The sequence below is a fragment of the Bradyrhizobium sp. CCBAU 11361 genome, from assembly GCF_028128935.1.
Taxonomy (GTDB): domain Bacteria; phylum Pseudomonadota; class Alphaproteobacteria; order Rhizobiales; family Xanthobacteraceae; genus Bradyrhizobium; species Bradyrhizobium niftali.
On the sequence record NZ_LBJZ01000193.1, the window covers coordinates 213,203 to 228,642 of the forward strand.

Consider the following 15,440-nt stretch of genomic DNA (forward strand, 5'->3'; position numbering starts at 1 on the left):
TTTCGCATTTTTTGTTTTGAACCGGCGCTTACGTGCCGTGCGACGGAATTGACTGCGCGGAAACGAGATTGCGGAATCCCGTGCGGCCGCTCATCATGATCACCGAACGCCGCACCAACAAACATGCACAAGCGGCACTGAAGTCTGGGGAGAGAAGGAATGCAACGAACGGCTCGCCTGCTGGCAGTCATCGCCGGATTGTGCGCCTGCGCGCTGTCGACAGAGGTCTTCGCGCAGAAATATCCGGCGCGGCCGGTGAAGGTCATGGTCGGCTTCAGCGCGGGCGGGCCGGTCGATGTCGTCGCGCGGATCATCGGCGACAGGCTGAGCAACAAGCTCGGGCAGCCCTTCGTGGTCGAGAACCGCGCCGGCGCCAACGGCATGATCGCCGCCGAGGGCGTGGCGCATGCGGATGCGGACGGCTACACGATGCTGGCCTGCAACTCCTCCACCATCACGCTCAACAAGACGCTGTTCAAGGACATTCGCTACGACCCGATAAGCGACTTCGCGCCGCTGACGACCGTGGTGTCGGCGCCGCTGGTGCTGGTGGTCAATCCGGAGAACCCTGGGACCGTCGACATCAAGACCGTGGCCGATCTCGTTGCCGCGGCGAAGGCGAGGCCGGGCGAGCTTGCCTACGGCTCGGGCGGCAACGGCAACCTCGCCCATCTCGCCATGGAGCTGCTCGGCCAGAAGGCCGGCATCAAGATGATCCACGTGCCTTATCGCGGCGGTGCCGCCTCCGAGGTCGGCATCCTCGCACAGGAGGTGCTGGCGGTGTTCGATCCCTTGTCCGCCGTGCCGCTGGTGAAGGCCGGAAAGCTGCGCGCGCTCGCGGTGTCCTCCGCCGAGCGGCTGCCGTCGTTGCCTGATGTGCCGACGGTTGCGGAAGCAGGCTACCCCGGCTTCGACCTGTCGTTCTGGGTCGGCTTCTTCATGCCGAAGGCCGTGCCTGCGCCGATCCTGGAGACGCTGCACCGGGAGATCGTCGCCGCCGCCAGGGATCCGGCGGTTGAGGCGAAGCTCGGCTCGCAGGGCGTCGTCAGCGTGCTCAGCCCGGCCGAGTACGCCGCGAAGATCGCGAAGGAGACCAAGGAGCTCGCCGAGGTCGTGGTGGCGGCGAACATCAAGGCGGAGTGAGGCGCCCGCGGCACCAAAGAGCATGGCCGGTGTGAGCTAGCTCGAGGAGCGTTCGCGCGCCGCAAGGCGGATCGCACGAGCTCTTGCACTCTTTCCGGTCGCGCGGGCCGCGATCATGCTCCGTGCCTTGCCGTGGGCCCCGGCATTCTTGCGCAGCAAGATTGCGAACCGCTTGCGTGCACGGCTCGCCGAGAGCCGCGCCGCCAGCTGCTCGGCGTTGCGCATGATGGTGACGACCGACGGTGTCAGGTTCACCGGAACCCAGGCGACGTCCTTCGTCTTGGACAGGCTGCCGACGCCTTCGCAAGGCGCTTCGCGCGGCAGGTCGATCCGGATTGCGAGAGCCTCTGTGCGCTCGGTCCAATCCTCGGCCCTGGTGCCGGTGATGATGCGGACATAGTCGCGCGTCTCGCGCGGCAGCTCGCTCTCTCTGGCGAGCCATTTCTGGATGCGGCCGGGACCTGCGTTGTAGGCGGCCGCTGCGAGGCCGAGATTGCCGAAATCGTCACGCAGCTTGCGCAGGAATCTTGCCGATGCGGGCAGCGCCTTGATGGGATCGAAGGGATCATCCAACCCGACCTCGGCCGCCGTCTCCGGCATGAACTGCGCGACGCCCTGTGCGCCGGCCGGGCTGACCTCGTTGGAACGAAAGCGGCTCTCCTGCCAGAGCAGGCGTGCGAAGAACGGCACGGGAATGCCGCTGGCCTCGGCGGCTTCGCGAAGCGCGCGGCAGAATCGTTCAGTCGCTGAAACCGGGGCCTGCGCTACGGGCTCGACCGCGCGCGGCGGTTCGATCGTGTCCTCAAAGGCCGCGCGGGCGTTGGCGAGCTCGATGGCCTGAACGCTTGCGAGGAAGAGCTCCACCACTGGAACAAGCGGGGAGGCTCGGTTGTTCTCAAGTACGGCGTGGTCGAAGGTTGATGTTTGCCGGGACGCCGACGGATCGAGGTCGCACATCAGAATCAGAAACGCGGCGCAAGCCGCGACGACAAATCGCATTGCGTGGACAACCTCGAACTGTGGGATGAACGGCCGGTGATACGCCCGGCGAGAAGGTGTCCTTAACCGTCCGATTGCGGCAAAGCTGCGATCTCACAGGTTGCGTCGGTGCTACTACGGTGTTCCCGAAGGGAAACTTCCCGTGCGTTTGCGGGCATCTGCAAGCGGGACGAGCGAACATGGTGCGATGGATCTTCGGTGCGGTGATTTCGCTGTGGCTTGCTGTCCCGGCCGTCGCGGGCAATCTTGGCGCCGCAGCCGTGAATGACGCTGCGCGCCCTGCAAGACAGCCGGCCGCCGACAAGGTCGATGCATCCGTGGTGAAGCTTCAGATCCTGCTCGATCGTGCGCAATTCTCTCCCGGCGAGATCGACGGCAAATTCGGCGAGAACGCGCAGAAGGCGCTGAAGGCATTCGCAGAGCAGAACGGCATCGCGTCCGACAAGGGTATCGCTCCGGAGCTGTGGGACAAGTTGAATGCGGCGAGCGAAGGCCCTGTTGTCGTCGACTACAGGATCGGCGATGCGGATGTGAAAGGGCCGTTCCTGAAGGTGCTGCCGGCGAAGCTCGACGACATGAAGTCGCTGGAGGCGCTGAACTACACCAGCCCTCTCGAGGGACTCGCCGAGAAATTCCACGTGAGTGCGGATCTGCTCAAGGCCCTCAATCCCGGCAAGTCGTTCGACAAGGCCGGAGAGACCATCATCGTCGCGAATGTTTCGGCGCGGCGAGAGCTGCCGCGTGCTGCGCGGCTCGAGGTCGACAAGAAGAACGGGACATTGAAGGCGTTCGACGGTACTGGCCGCCTGGTCGCGTTCTATCCGGCGTCAATCGGCAGTCCGGATCGGCCGACGCCGAGCGGGACGCTCAAGGTCACCTCGACCAATGACAAGCCGACTTATCACTACAACCCGGAGTACAGGTTCAACAGCGTCAGATCCAGAAAGCCGTTCGATGTCAAACCCGGGCCGAACAATCCAGTCGGTTCGTACTGGATCGGCCTGTCGGCGCAGGGCTACGGCATCCATGGAACGGCGGAGCCCGACAGGGTGAGCAAGTCCGCGTCCCATGGCTGCATCAGGCTCACCAATTGGGACGTTCGCGCGCTGGGCGAGAGCGTCAAGCGCGGCACGCCGGTCGTCTTCCTCGATGCTCCCACGGACTCTTCGTCGAAGCAGCAGGGAAAGCCTGCTGCCCGGCGCGCGGCGAACTAATCCTTCGGAAAATCCTTGCGCATCGCGATCTCGGCGGCATCGCCGGGCGACAGCACGGTCTGCTCGAAGGCCGGTTGCGGCCTCGTCATGATGTCGTAGAGCGAGATGCCCTTGATGGGCTTGCCCATCAGTTCGCGGACGCAGTCGGCGAGCGTGCCGTTGTAGACGAGGTAGGGCGGACCTCGGTCCTTCTGCCTCTCGCCCTTCAGCGACGGCCACTTCTTCAGTTCGGCCGGCGCGTCATAGACGATCGGCGATCCCTCTTTGAACATGCGTCTGGCCCCGGGCGGCGTGGATAGCCAGAAGCCTAGAGCCGCCCGGTAAACGCTTGTTAAAGAATTAGTTCAAATCAGCCGGCAACGAAGGCGAGCAGAGTGCCGTTGGCCTTGGCCGGCGGCACGACGATGGCAGGCCCGCTGCGCAGCGCCGCCACGCCCAGCGCCTTCTCGGTCGCCGCGAGATCGCCGCTGACGAGCACCAGCGCCGCGCCGCCGCGCTCGGAGAGGCCCGCGAGCGGCACGCCGGGATAGCGCTTGCCGAGCTGGTCGAGCGTCAGATAGACGAAGTCGGCGCGATCGCCGCCGGAGGGCACGGTCACCGCGCCGTCGGCCTCGGTCTTCGGATCGCGGTCGATCAGGCGCGCGAGGTGCGCGGCTTCCTTCGCGGGCTCGGGCGTTGCGATCAGCGTCTGCCTGATCCGCTTTGCCGCATTGGCGTGCTTCATCAGCTCGGGAATCCACACGGTCTCGCGGGTCTTGTGCTGGCAGGCGAAGATGCGCACGCCGCCCGGCGCTTCCGCGGTCGGCCACATGAAGGTGCGGAATTTCGCCGCCGAGACCGTGCCATCGGGCAGCGTCACCGGCCGCTCGAAATCGGTCGGGCCGATCGGCGTCAGGCCACGCGCGCGGATTTCCTCCGCGCCGGCGGCGCTGTCGACAGCCGTGAAGGCGATGCGCTCGATGCCTTCGCCGCGCGTGTCGAGGAAGGCGCGGGCCGGCGCATTGTGCTCGGTCGCGGCCAGCACGCCGAGCAGCTCCATGTAGTCCGGGTCGAACATGATGGTGTAGTTGCCGGTGCCCATATGCGCGCTGTGGGTGCCGCGCGGCGAGACCGTGAAGCCGAGCTGCCGGTAGGTCTCGGCGGCCTTGTCGAGGTCCTTCACCATGACCACGGCGTGGTCGATACCGATGACGTTCTTGAGGGCCACTGTGATTTCCCCGCGGCAGATGCAGATTGGATTTGGACGGCACGAGCGGCCGCTGTCCCTGTCTACGCCGGATGGACGATCAAGTCATTTTCAAATCGGCGGGACATGCGGAAATTTCAGTCCGCGAAACGCGATATCGACGCGTGATGGCGTCAGCGCGCCTGCTCGATATAGGCGGCGAGGATGGCGCGCTCCTCGCTTGTCATCTCAGTGATGTTGCCGGGCGGCATCGCAGTGGACCAGGCCGCGACGCGGCCGATCAGGCGGATGTTGCGCTGGATGTGCTCGGGCGCGTCGAGCAATATGCCCTTCGGTGCGGTGACGATCCCGGCCCAGACCGGTTCGGCCGCATGGCACATGCTGCAGCGGGACATCACGATCTCCTCGACATTGGCGACCGTGGGCTGCACCGACAGCGCGCCGGTCTTCACCTCGCGCGGGCCGGCCGCGGAGAGGAAAAGGATCGCGATTGCCCCCGCGGCGGCGACACCCCACACCCACCACGGCGATTTCCGCCCGGCGTGACGCTCGTTGAAGAAGTGGCGGATCACGGGGCCGAGCGCCAGGATGATCGCGACGATGATCCAGTTGAAGCGGGTGGCGTAGAGCAGGGGATAGTGGTTGCTGATCATCAGCACGACGACGGGAAGCGTCAGGTAGTTGTTGTGGACCGAACGCTCCTTGCTGGTCTTGCCGAGCTTCGGATCGGGCGCCTGTCCCGCGATCAGCGCCGCCACGATCTTCTTCTGGTTCGGGATGATCAGCGTGAAGACGTTGGCGACCATGATGGTGCCGATGATCGCCGCGATCTGGTTGAACGCACCGCGGCCGCTCAGTACATGGGTGAAAGCGTAGGTCAGCGCGACCAGGAACAGGTAGCCGCCGATGGCGAACGGCAGCTCGCGCTGGGCTAGCCCGGTGCGGCAGGCGGCCTCGTAGAGCGCCCATGCCAGAGCCAGGCTGAAGAAGCTGAACAGCCCGGCCTGCAGTGGTGTGAGGTCGAGGATCGACTTGTCGACCAGGAACAGATCGGCCTCGAGATAATAGACCACCACCATCAGCGCGAAGCCGGACAGCCAGGTGGTGTAGGCCTCCCATTTGAACCAGGTCAGCTCATCCGGCATCCGGGTGGGCGCGACCAGGTATTTCATGATCCGGTAGAAGCCGCCGCCATGGACCTGCCAGGCCTCGCCCTGCACCCCATCAGGTAGATCGCTCCTGGGTTTGAGGCTGAGGTCGAGGGCGATGAAATAGAAGGAACTGCCGATCCAGGCGATCGCCGCCACCACGTGCAGCCAGCGGAGCAGCAGGCTCGCCCATTCCGATATGATGGATCCCCACATGATCACCCCATCAGGTGCGACACAAATGCCGCAGCTTTGATGACCGCAACCGGCGGTCGTGCCCTTACAATGTGTCGCACCGATCAGCGGCATTTTCCAGTACGATGGGTCGCGGCTGATGCACATCGTGCGGGCATGAGCTGATGTGGGATTCGGCAGGCGTTTGACCCGCCGCAGAACGTTTACGGATCGATCGGCGTTGACGTTCGAGACGTACAGGCCGGGAGGAAGACGACGTGAAGAACCGGATTTCGACCGCGGTGATATCTGCGAGCTTGCTGGTGGCCGCCGCGGCCGGCGCACAGGCCGAGCCGGTGCTGCAGGGCAAGGATGCCTACGGCGACTGGCAGGCCGACAAGCCCGGCACAATCAGGCTGATCCGGCCGCAGGATCTGGTCAGGCCCGGCGCCACGCGGTCGGTCGCGAGCTCGTCGCGTGTGGTGCCGCGTCCGCCGGAGGCGGCGCTTCAGGTGCCGGCAGGCTTCAAGATCGAGCTGTTCGCAGAAGGCCTGCGCGCGCCGCGCATCGTGCGCGTGGCGCCGAACGGCGACGTCTTCGTCGCGGAGACGCGGGCCGGCACCATCCGTGTGTTGCGCGCCGGCGAGGGCGGCAAGGTCGCGACCAATGAGGTGTTCGCCAGCGGCCTGCGGCAGCCGTTCGGCATCGCCTTCTTTCCGAACGGCGACAATCCGCAATGGGTCTATGTCGCCAACACCGACAGCGTCGTCCGCTTTCCCTATCAGGCCGGCGACCTCAAGGCGCGTGCCAAGGCCGAGACGATCGTGGCAAGCTTGCCGCATGACGGCGGCCATTCCACCCGCGACATCGTCTTCACGCCTGACAACAAGCGTATGCTGGTCTCGGTCGGCTCGCTCAGCAACGTCGCCGAGGGCATGGGCACGCCGCCGGGCGGGATGGATGCGTGGTCGAAAACGCAGCCGCTCGGCGCGGCCTGGGCCAGCGAGACCGAGCGCGCCACCGTGCTGGCCTTCAATCCCGATGGCAAGGAGCGGAAGATCTACGCCACCGGCATCCGCAATTGCGTCGGCCTCGCGATCGAGCCGCAGACCGGCCTGCCGTGGTGCTCGACCAACGAACGCGACGGCCTCGGCGACGACCTCGTGCCCGACTACGTGACCAGCGTGAAGGAAGGCGCCTTCTACGGCTGGCCGTGGTTCTATATCGGCGGCAACGAAGACCCGCGCCATGCCGGCGCGCGGCCCGACCTCAAGGACAAGGTGACGATCCCCGACGTGCTGATACAGCCGCACTCGGCCTCGCTCGGCATGACCTTCCACCAGGGCACGCAGTTTCCATCCGAATACCAGGGCGACGCCTTCGCCGCCGAGCACGGCTCCTGGAACCGGTCGAAGCGCACCGGCTACAAGGTGATCCGTATCCGGATGAAGGACGGCAAGCCGACCGGCGAATACGAGGATTTCGTCACCGGGTTTGTGGTGAGCGACACGGAGGTGTGGGGAAGGCCGGTGGGAGTAGCCGTGGCGAAGGACGGATCGCTGCTGGTGTCGGAGGACGGCAACGGCACGATCTGGCGGGTGACCAGCACGCGGCAGTGACAGTGCTTTCCCTCTCCCCTTGTGGGAGAGGGTGGCTCGACGCGTAGCGGCGAGACGGGTGAGGGCTGATGGAGCCGACGATGTCTTTGAAAAAGGAATTCTCTGATCTGCGCCTGTCGTTCGAGCCGCTGACGCTTTACCAGAAATTCGAGCAAATCTGCGTCCTGATGCTGACCACGCTGATCGCCATCATCATCGCCCTCGCGCTGTGGAATCTGACGCTGAAAATCCTACTCAGCATCTGGGCAACCAATTTCGATCCGACCGATTATGGTGTATTCCAGACGGTGTTCGGTATGATCTTTACCGTCATCATTGCACTTGAGTTCAAGCGCTCCCTGCTGGTGGTGGCGGAGCGGCGCGACAGTGTTGTGCAAGTACGCTCTGTCATCCTGATTGCGTTGCTGGCGGTGGTACGCAAATTGATCATTCTCGATCTGTCGAGCACGGATGCCTTCCATCTGCTGGCGCTCGCCGCAGCCATCCTCGCGCTGGGCGCCGTCTATTGGCTGGTGCGCGACCAAGGGCAGCCGCGCGAAATCATCGCGGCGGGAGACGGATGAGATTGCATTGCAAGGCGGTCGCTACAAAAGCTGACAAAACGAGTTCAAATTCGAAGTTCCTGGCCTGACGCGAAGGAAACAGGTTTGCCAGCAAACCGACCTGCACTGTTGGCCCTTAGCGGACCTTCGAGGCGTCCCCGGTCGATGTCTGGTTTTGACCCTACTCCGACATCCAAGACGGACATGGAAGGAGCACGGCACTCTGGCGGGCGGCCACGGTCAAAGGTGATGGTGCGCTTGAGGAGGCCGCCGACCTCGGCCGTCCGCCGAAATGGGTACTACTTTAGAGTGCGGGCGGAATATGCCGTTGCGACAAACTGCCCTCTTCACGGCTTCCGCCGAAGATCTGATCGTGTCGCTCCATCGGGAAAAAGTGACACTCGGCTGATTTTGAAAACCTGCGAATTCGTTCTAGTTGGAGGTGATCTCAATGCCGCTCGCGCTGACTGAAGTCGCGTATTCCGGGATAGAACTCGATCCGTCGCCGATTGAGCCATCCTGGATCATTGAAGGCAATCCGGAAGCTCGCTCGCGACTGGTGTCGGCCAGCCGATGCAATACTGCCAAGACCCTGGTCTGGTCCTGCACTGAAGGCAAGTTTAACTGGTACTACGACCTCGACGAGACCATCATGATCCTCGAAGGCTCGATCGTACTTGAGAGCGAGGGCATGCCGCCGAAGCGCTACGGCATTGGTGACGTGATTTATTTCCGCAGGGGCGCGCGCGTCAAGTGGCACGTCGAGGGCTATGTGAGGAAACTCGCCTTCCTCCGCCTGAACATTCCGTTTCCGTTCGGCATCGCCATCCGCGCCGTCAACAAGCTCAAGTCCCTAATTGCGCGGAACAGCGCGGGGATGGCGGCCGCTGGCATCATCGTTTCGGATTGAGATCGCACTTCCGGTATTGGGCCCTTAGCGGACCTTCGAGGCGTCCCCTGTCGAAGTCTGGTTTGATCCTAAGCGGTCATACACCCGGCCACGGGACATGCGAAATCGCCTAGCGCGATTGGGCATCACCACAACAATTGCCTTTGAACGCCCAGCCATGTGGCGTACGCCACAGGTCCATCATTCGCAAATCGCTTTGCTCTCCGTAAGCTCGGAGGCATGGCAACATTCTTCCGACGAAAATCACCCATGGAAACACTCGAAGCCGAACTGGCCTCGCTGCGCACACGCGCCGAGACCTTGAGCAGCCGCCATGCGGCTGCTGACGCGGAGTTCATTGACGCCAAGTCAAAGCTCCAACGCCACCACCTCGAAGCCGATCTCAATACGGACGACAAAGCTCGCACGAAGCTGGAGGCCGCCGTCGCCGCCTGCGCGATGACCCGCGACGGCTACGCCGATGCGCTCGCCGAGGTGCAAACGAAGATTGCCGACGCCGAACAGAAGCTCGCGGCTAAGCGCGCTATTGTCGAACGCAAGGCCGCAAGCGAAAAGCTGGCGCGTGACCTCGATGCGATTGAGCGGGCGCTGCCGGATTATCTGGCGGCTGGCAAGCGCTTTGCCGACGCCCTGGAGGAATTTCATTTCCACCACGAGAGCGGCGCAATGGCGCGTTTTATCGGCAACGCCGCGAGCCAGGTCGAAGTCGCCGCCGGCTTCGCGGTCGTCGAGCTGCGCGGCATGGTAGACGCGATCCACAACGGCGTTGCGCCGATCCCGGCAGCCAAGCAGGTCTCCGCTTCCGTCCCGGTGCCTGAGCCGTCGCCGCCGACGCAGACGGTCTTCATGATGAAATCCGCGAAGTACGGCGACCATGACGGCCGCTGCCGCTTTGCGGGTCAGTGGGAGGATGCCACCATGCCGGTGACGACTGCACAGCGCGCCCTGCGCCTGGGTGTGGCGGTCCCGGTGACCGATCCGAAGCGCGCTCGGCTCCGCGGTACGCGCGGCGGCGACTTCAATCCGCGCGCGCCCGATGTTATCGATCTCGATGCCGTCGAGGAGCCCAAGAACCTGCCGCAGTTCGATCCGGTGCTGCGCTCGGCGAACTTCACTCCGCTCCCCACCGCAGCTTGTGCAGATTGGTGTTGCGCTTGAGCATGTCGCGATATTCGGGCGCGACCTGGTCGGCCTCGAAGTAGGGCATGCGGGCCATCGTGTGTTTCCTCAGTGTTCTCTGGACTCACGTTCAGGCGCCTGCAGCGTCACGCCGCCGTCGGCCACCAGCACTTTTGCACCTGCGCGGGCCAGCAGAATTGCTGCAGCGCGGCCGTTGCCGATGCCGTCGCCGCGGCGCCGCCGCCGCTGATGAGCGCCATCTTGCCGGCGAGGCCGGCGTCGTCCTCAGGGCCCTGCATCCCGTTTCATCCCGATATTTTCGTGCAAACTAGCAATGGAGGGCGGAGGTGAGAAGGCCGGCCGTCCCGCGTAGATGTCATTGACATCGCATGGAATTGCATGCCGCCGGACGGCGCGGCGCGCGATTGAGCGGGCGTGTTGCGGAACCGTTCTACCGAGCTTGCGTTTGTTGCGGGGGCTTTTCCGCGCTAGGCTCTCGCCTGGGGTTTCCCAATCGCCTGTGGCTTGCCGATGAATCTGCTCGATCCACGAGGGCCGGTGGCTGCCGCCAACAGCACCATCCTGGTCGATTCCGTCTTCATCATGCTTGCGATCGTGGTGCCGACCATCATCGCGATCCTGGCGTTCGCGTTCTGGTTTCGCGCCTCCAATACCAAAGCGCGCTTTCAGCCCGACTTCGTCTATTCCGGGCGCGTGGAGATGGTGGTGTGGGCGATCCCCGCGCTCACCGTGATCCTGCTCGGCGGCGTCGCCTGGATCGGCTCGCATCAGCTCGATCCCGCAGCGCCCGTGCCGGGCACCGGCAGTCCGGTCCGCATCCAGGCGGTCTCGCTCGACTGGAAATGGCTATTCATCTATCCGGACCAACGCATCGCCACTGTCAACACGCTGACGGTGCCGGCCGGCGCCGAGCTGAATTTCCAGCTGACGTCGTCGAGTGTGATGAACGTGTTCTTCATCCCGCAGCTCGGCAGCATGATCTACACCATGAACGGCATGGTGACGAAGCTGAACCTGCGCGCCGACAATGAAGGCAAGCTGCAGGGCCTGTCGGCGCATTTCTCCGGCGACGGCTTTCCCGACATGATGTTCGACGTCAACGTGATCTCGCCGCTTGCCTTTCCGGATTGGGTCGCGACCACGGCGAAGTCCGATGCCGTGCTGAACGAGGAGAGCTACACGAAGCTGATGCAACAGGGCATCGAGAGGGGCAGGCCGACCTATCGCCTCGAAGATCCCCGCCTGTTCGACTTGATCGCGACCCAGCACATTCCGCCAGGGCCCGGCCCGGAGCTGCTCTCCGATGCAGGCAGGCCGCACAGTGGAGGCCACGATGCTCGGTAAGCTCGATTGGTCGGCCATTCCATTTGATCAGCCTATTCCGCTCGTCGCCGGCGCCGTGGTGCTGGTTGCGATCCTCGCGGTGTTGATCTGGGTGGTGGTGAAAGGGCATCTGCCCTATCTCTGGCACGAGTGGATCACCAGCGTCGACCACAAGCGCATCGGCGTCATGTACATCCTGCTGGCCTCGGTGATGCTGCTGCGCGGCGGCAGCGACGCGATCATGATGCGGATCCAGCAGGCGGTGGCCTACCAGTCGCAGGGCTATCTGCCGCCGGAGCATTACAACCAGATCTTTTCGGCGCACGGCACCATCATGATCTTCTTCGTCGCAATGCCGTTCGTGATCGGTCTGATGAACCTGGTCGTTCCGCTCCAGCTCGGCGTGCGCGACGTCGCGTTTCCGACGCTCAATTCGGTCGGATTCTGGCTGACCGCGACCGGCGCGCTGCTGGTCAATCTCTCGCTCGTAATCGGCGAGTTCGCCCGCACCGGCTGGCTCGCCTTCCCGCCGCTGTCGGGACTGTCCTATTCGCCGGGCGTCGGCGTCGATTACTACGCCTGCTCGCTCCAGATCTCCGGCGTCGGCACGCTGGTCGCCGGCATCAATCTCGTCACGACCGTGCTGAAGCTGCGCACCAGGGGCATGAACTATCTGCGCATGCCGATGTTCTGCTGGACCACGCTGGCCTCCAATCTCCTGATCATCGCGGCGTTTCCGATCCTCACCGCCACGCTCGCTATGCTGCTGCTCGACCGCTACCTCGGCTTCCACTTCTTCACCAACGAGGCCGGCGGCAACGTCATGATGTTCATGAACCTGATCTGGGCCTGGGGCCATCCGGAGGTCTACATCCTAGTGCTGCCGGCCTTCGGCATCTTCTCCGAGGTGGTTTCGACCTTTTCCGGCAAGGCGCTGTTCGGCTATCGCTCCATGGTGCTCGCCACCATGGCGATCTGCGTGATCTCCTTTATGGTCTGGCTGCACCATTTCTTCACGATGGGCGCCGGCCCCGATGTCAACGCCATCTTCGGCATCGCCAGCATGATCATCGCGGTGCCGACCGGGGTGAAGATCTACAACTGGCTGTTCACGATGTATGGCGGCCGTATCCGCTTCGCGACCCCGATGCTGTGGGCGGTTGGCTTCATGGTCACCTTCATCATCGGCGGCCTGACGGGCGTGCTGGTCGCGGTGCCGCCGGCCGACTTCATGCTCCACAACAGCATGTTCCTGGTCGCTCACTTCCACAACGTCATCATCGGCGGCGTGTTGTTCGGCGCGTTCGCCGGTTTCGAATACTGGTTTCCGAAGGCGTTCGGCTTCCGCCTCGACGAGCGCTGGGGCAAGCTCGCGTTCTGGTTCACCTTCCTCGGTTTCTACGTCACCTTCATGCCGCTCTATATCGCCGGCATGCTCGGCATGACCAGGCGTTTGCAGCATTACGACGTCGCGGCGTGGCGGCCCTGGATGCTGGTTGCGGCGGCCGGCATGGCCGTGCTGACGATCGGGGTGATCTGCCAGATCATGCAGCTTGTCGTCAGCATCAGGAACCGCGAGACCCTGCGCGACCGCACCGGCGATCCCTGGGACGGACGCTCGCTGGAATGGGCGACCTCGTCGCCGCCGCCGGTGTTCAACTTCGCTTTCAGTCCCGATGTACGTGGCGAGGATGCCTATTGGGACATGAAGACCCATGCCCGGCAGCAATCGTTCGAGCACGAAGCGCCCGAATATCACGACATCGAAATGCCCCGGAACTCGCCGACCGGCTTCGTCTGCGCGTTCTTCGCCACCATCATGGGCTTTGCGCTGATCTGGCACATCTGGTGGATGGTGATCCTGGGAGGCATCGGCGCGTTCGCGACCTTCGTCGTGTTCGCCTGGCGCGACCATGACGAGTACGTCATCCCGGCCGACGAGGTCGCGCGCATCGATCGCATCAATCTCGAGGAGCGGCGCAGCCTCGTCAGCATGGCGGGGGCGCTCTGATGTCGATGACCGCGACTGTCGGCCGTGCGCATGCCGATCCCCATCATATCGGGCTCGTCGTCGAGCATCCCGGGCCGGCGTCGAAGCGGATCGTGACCGCCTACGGCTTCTGGGTCTTCCTGCTCTCCGACATCGTGATGTTCTCCTGCTTCTTTGCGGCCTATGCGGTGCTGTCTGGCCAGACCGCCGACGGCCCCAAGGGCTCGGAAATCTTCGAGCAGCGCAACGTCGCGATCGAGACGGTCTGCCTGCTGCTGTCGAGCTTCACCTGCGGCATGGCCAGCATCGCGGCCGACGTGCGCAACCGGTTCTGGTTCTATCTCGGCATGGCCGTGACCTGCATGCTCGGGCTGATCTTCCTCGCCATCGAGTTCCGCGAATTCGCCGATCTCGTCGCGCGCGGCTACGGCCCCTCGCGTAGCGCGTTCCTGACGTCGTTCTTCTCGCTGGTCGGCTGCCACGGCCTGCACGTCTCCGCCGGCGTGCTCTGGCTCCTCACCATGATGGCCCAGGTTTTTGCAAAAGGCTTTCGCGCCGACGTGTTGCGGCGGATGATGTGTTTTGCGCTGTTTTGGCACGCGCTCGACATCATCTGGGTCGGGGTGTTCTCTGTCGTCTATTTGCTTGGGGGTGGCGCATGAGCGATCAGACCCATATTCCGGCCGGGCACGATCTCGCGCCGGGCGAGGAAGAGCAGCATAGCGTCGGCGCGCGCATCCTCGGCTACGTCGTCGGCCTTGCACTCGCGCTGCTGCTCACGGCGACGTCGTTCTTCATCGCCGGCACCGACCTGGTCTGGCAGCCGTCCATTCCCGTCGCGCTGATCGTGCTCGCGATCGCGCAGATGGGCGTGCACCTCGTGTTCTTCCTGCACATCACGACGGGGCCGGACAATACCAACAACGTGCTGGCGCTCGCCTTCGGGCTGCTGGTCGTCTTCCTGGTGGTCGGCGGCACTGTCTGGATCATGGCGCATCTCAACCAGAACATGCCGCCGATGGACCAGATCATGCCGATGCGGAAGTAGGGGGCACAAAAAAGAAGAGCCGCTTGTTTGTGACAAGCGGCCCAAGTCTAGGGAGGAAACGCCCGAGCAAAGACAATCCAATGAGGATCGTCTGCCAAGGAAGCGCTCGCGCAAAGCGCGTGCGCACGTTGATAAGTGCAGCAACTCGCCATGGAGTTCAATTCCGGATCAATACTGTCTCCGGGTACCGCTCACGGCCGCGTGAACGACGTGTTCACTTCGGCCGGCGGCAGTTATAGGCCTTGCGGAAGCCGGCGGCCTGGGCGTCGTCCTCCGAGCAGAACCAGCGGTCCGGCTTGGTGGTCGCCGGATAGCTTGGGCAGCCCCGCAGATGATAGATGCCGATGTTGCCGGTGACGCGGGCGCGCACCGCAAGCTTGCCCTTGATGCCGCAACTGGGCGGCATGGTCAGTTCGTCCGGAAACAGCACGGCGCGGATTTCCTTGTCGCGGTCCGGCCGGCAGGCGGCGCCCAGGAGGGCGCCGTCCTTCTTGCCGGTCCGGAATTCTTGCGGTGCAACAAAACAGCCCTTCCAGATGCCGGACGAGGCCGTCTTGGCCTCGGCTGCCGCCGGCTTGACGTTGGCCTTGATCGGCTCGCGGGCGATGGCGAAGCCGAGCTTCACCAGTTGCTCGTTCAGGCTGGCCTTGTCGCCCTCGGCCGTGCAGATCGCACGGTGGCGTTTGCCGAAGCTCTTTTCCGGCCCGACATCGTCACAACGTACCGCCCGTTTGCCGATCAGCTTGGCCAACTGATCGCGGGCCTCGATGCCGCAGGTCCAGGGATCGGCGTGATCGTCGATGCAGACCTGGTCGAGCTCGGGCGCGTCGACGCCGTCGAGCCGATAGGTGACGTCGCCGAGCTGGATGGAATTTGCGTCCCTGACGGTCGCCGTCGCGGTCAGTGCGAACCCAGGCGCTGAGGAGGCCAGAAATCCGGGCAGAGCAAGAAACAAAACAAGCGCGAAAGCGCGGGCGGCGGCAAATGAATTCTCGAAGGACATA

The 15,440-nt window shown here is 64.0% G+C and carries 16 protein-coding genes; 10 read left to right on the forward strand and 6 right to left on the reverse strand.

Going from position 1 to position 15,440, the window contains the following annotated elements:
* Positions 1–159: 159 nt before the first annotated feature.
* The gene (locus XI08_RS33975; RefSeq protein ID WP_271577742.1) at positions 160–1,143 is read left to right on the forward strand and encodes a Bug family tripartite tricarboxylate transporter substrate binding protein; all 984 of its coding nucleotides are present in this window, start codon (positions 160–162) and stop codon (positions 1,141–1,143) included.
* Positions 1,144–1,179: 36 nt separating this feature from the next.
* Here XI08_RS33975 and XI08_RS33980 read toward each other — a convergent pair whose 3' ends face one another.
* Positions 1,180–2,142: a lytic transglycosylase domain-containing protein gene (locus tag XI08_RS33980; protein ID WP_271577743.1), complete on the reverse strand. Its 963-nt coding sequence runs from the start codon at positions 2,140–2,142 to the stop codon at positions 1,180–1,182.
* Between the two features lie 179 nt (positions 2,143–2,321).
* Here XI08_RS33980 and XI08_RS33985 point away from each other — a divergent pair, with 179 nt between their 5' ends.
* Positions 2,322–3,356, forward strand: coding sequence for a L,D-transpeptidase family protein (locus tag XI08_RS33985; protein WP_271577744.1), 1,035 nt, complete (start codon positions 2,322–2,324; stop codon positions 3,354–3,356).
* Here the strand turns inward: XI08_RS33985 and XI08_RS33990 are convergent.
* The 3 genes from XI08_RS33990 to XI08_RS34000 all read right to left on the reverse strand — a co-directional run bounded on the left by XI08_RS33990 (position 3,353) and on the right by XI08_RS34000 (position 5,906).
* Complete coding sequence (locus XI08_RS33990; RefSeq protein ID WP_271577745.1) at positions 3,353–3,628, reverse strand: hypothetical protein; 276 nt, start codon at positions 3,626–3,628, stop codon at positions 3,353–3,355. The two genes, XI08_RS33985 and XI08_RS33990, sit on opposite strands and share 4 nt — an antisense overlap.
* Before the next feature lie 77 nt (positions 3,629–3,705).
* On the reverse strand, positions 3,706–4,563 hold the full coding sequence (locus XI08_RS33995) for a VOC family protein (protein WP_271577746.1): 858 nt from the start codon (positions 4,561–4,563) through the stop codon (positions 3,706–3,708).
* A gap of 152 nt (positions 4,564–4,715) precedes the next feature.
* Positions 4,716–5,906, reverse strand: coding sequence for a urate hydroxylase PuuD (locus XI08_RS34000; RefSeq protein WP_271577747.1), 1,191 nt, complete (start codon positions 5,904–5,906; stop codon positions 4,716–4,718).
* Positions 5,907–6,142: 236 nt separating this feature from the next.
* Between XI08_RS34000 and XI08_RS34005 the strand changes: the two genes are divergently transcribed.
* The 4 genes from XI08_RS34005 to XI08_RS34020 all read left to right on the forward strand — a co-directional run bounded on the left by XI08_RS34005 (position 6,143) and on the right by XI08_RS34020 (position 10,093).
* Positions 6,143–7,483, forward strand: coding sequence for a PQQ-dependent sugar dehydrogenase (locus tag XI08_RS34005; RefSeq protein WP_271577748.1), 1,341 nt, complete (start codon positions 6,143–6,145; stop codon positions 7,481–7,483).
* An 80-nt stretch (positions 7,484–7,563) separates the two neighbouring features.
* Complete coding sequence (locus tag XI08_RS34010; RefSeq protein WP_271577749.1) at positions 7,564–8,046, forward strand: phosphate-starvation-inducible PsiE family protein; 483 nt, start codon at positions 7,564–7,566, stop codon at positions 8,044–8,046.
* A 430-nt stretch (positions 8,047–8,476) separates the two neighbouring features.
* Entirely contained in the window at positions 8,477–8,935 is a 459-nt protein-coding gene (locus XI08_RS34015; protein WP_271577750.1) for a cupin domain-containing protein, read from the forward strand.
* A gap of 249 nt (positions 8,936–9,184) precedes the next feature.
* Complete coding sequence (locus XI08_RS34020) at positions 9,185–10,093, forward strand: hypothetical protein (RefSeq protein WP_271577751.1); 909 nt, start codon at positions 9,185–9,187, stop codon at positions 10,091–10,093.
* 107 nt (positions 10,094–10,200) lie between these two features.
* Here XI08_RS34020 and XI08_RS34025 read toward each other — a convergent pair whose 3' ends face one another.
* The gene (locus tag XI08_RS34025) at positions 10,201–10,353 is read right to left on the reverse strand and encodes a hypothetical protein (RefSeq protein ID WP_271577752.1); all 153 of its coding nucleotides are present in this window, start codon (positions 10,351–10,353) and stop codon (positions 10,201–10,203) included.
* Between the two features lie 259 nt (positions 10,354–10,612).
* Between XI08_RS34025 and XI08_RS34030 the strand changes: the two genes are divergently transcribed.
* Genes XI08_RS34030 through cyoD form a run of 4 tightly spaced genes read left to right on the forward strand, consistent with a single transcriptional unit; the run spans position 10,613 to position 14,436 of the window.
* On the forward strand, positions 10,613–11,419 hold the full coding sequence (locus XI08_RS34030) for a cytochrome ubiquinol oxidase subunit II (RefSeq protein ID WP_271577753.1): 807 nt from the start codon (positions 10,613–10,615) through the stop codon (positions 11,417–11,419).
* Positions 11,409–13,409: a cytochrome o ubiquinol oxidase subunit I gene (gene cyoB / locus XI08_RS34035; RefSeq protein WP_271577754.1), complete on the forward strand. Its 2,001-nt coding sequence runs from the start codon at positions 11,409–11,411 to the stop codon at positions 13,407–13,409. The genes XI08_RS34030 and cyoB overlap by 11 nt, the downstream gene beginning before the upstream one ends.
* Positions 13,409–14,050 carry a cytochrome (ubi)quinol oxidase subunit III gene (locus XI08_RS34040; RefSeq protein WP_271577755.1) on the forward strand — a complete coding sequence of 214 codons (642 nt, stop codon included), beginning with the start codon at positions 13,409–13,411 and terminating at the stop codon, positions 14,048–14,050. Before cyoB ends, XI08_RS34040 begins: the two co-directional genes overlap by 1 nt.
* On the forward strand, positions 14,047–14,436 hold the full coding sequence (gene cyoD, locus XI08_RS34045) for a cytochrome o ubiquinol oxidase subunit IV (protein WP_027546377.1): 390 nt from the start codon (positions 14,047–14,049) through the stop codon (positions 14,434–14,436). The genes XI08_RS34040 and cyoD overlap by 4 nt, the downstream gene beginning before the upstream one ends.
* A 214-nt stretch (positions 14,437–14,650) precedes the next feature.
* Here the strand turns inward: cyoD and XI08_RS34050 are convergent, their stop codons facing one another.
* Entirely contained in the window at positions 14,651–15,439 is a 789-nt protein-coding gene (locus XI08_RS34050) for a thermonuclease family protein (protein ID WP_027546376.1), read from the reverse strand.
* Position 15,440 lies beyond the last annotated feature (1 nt).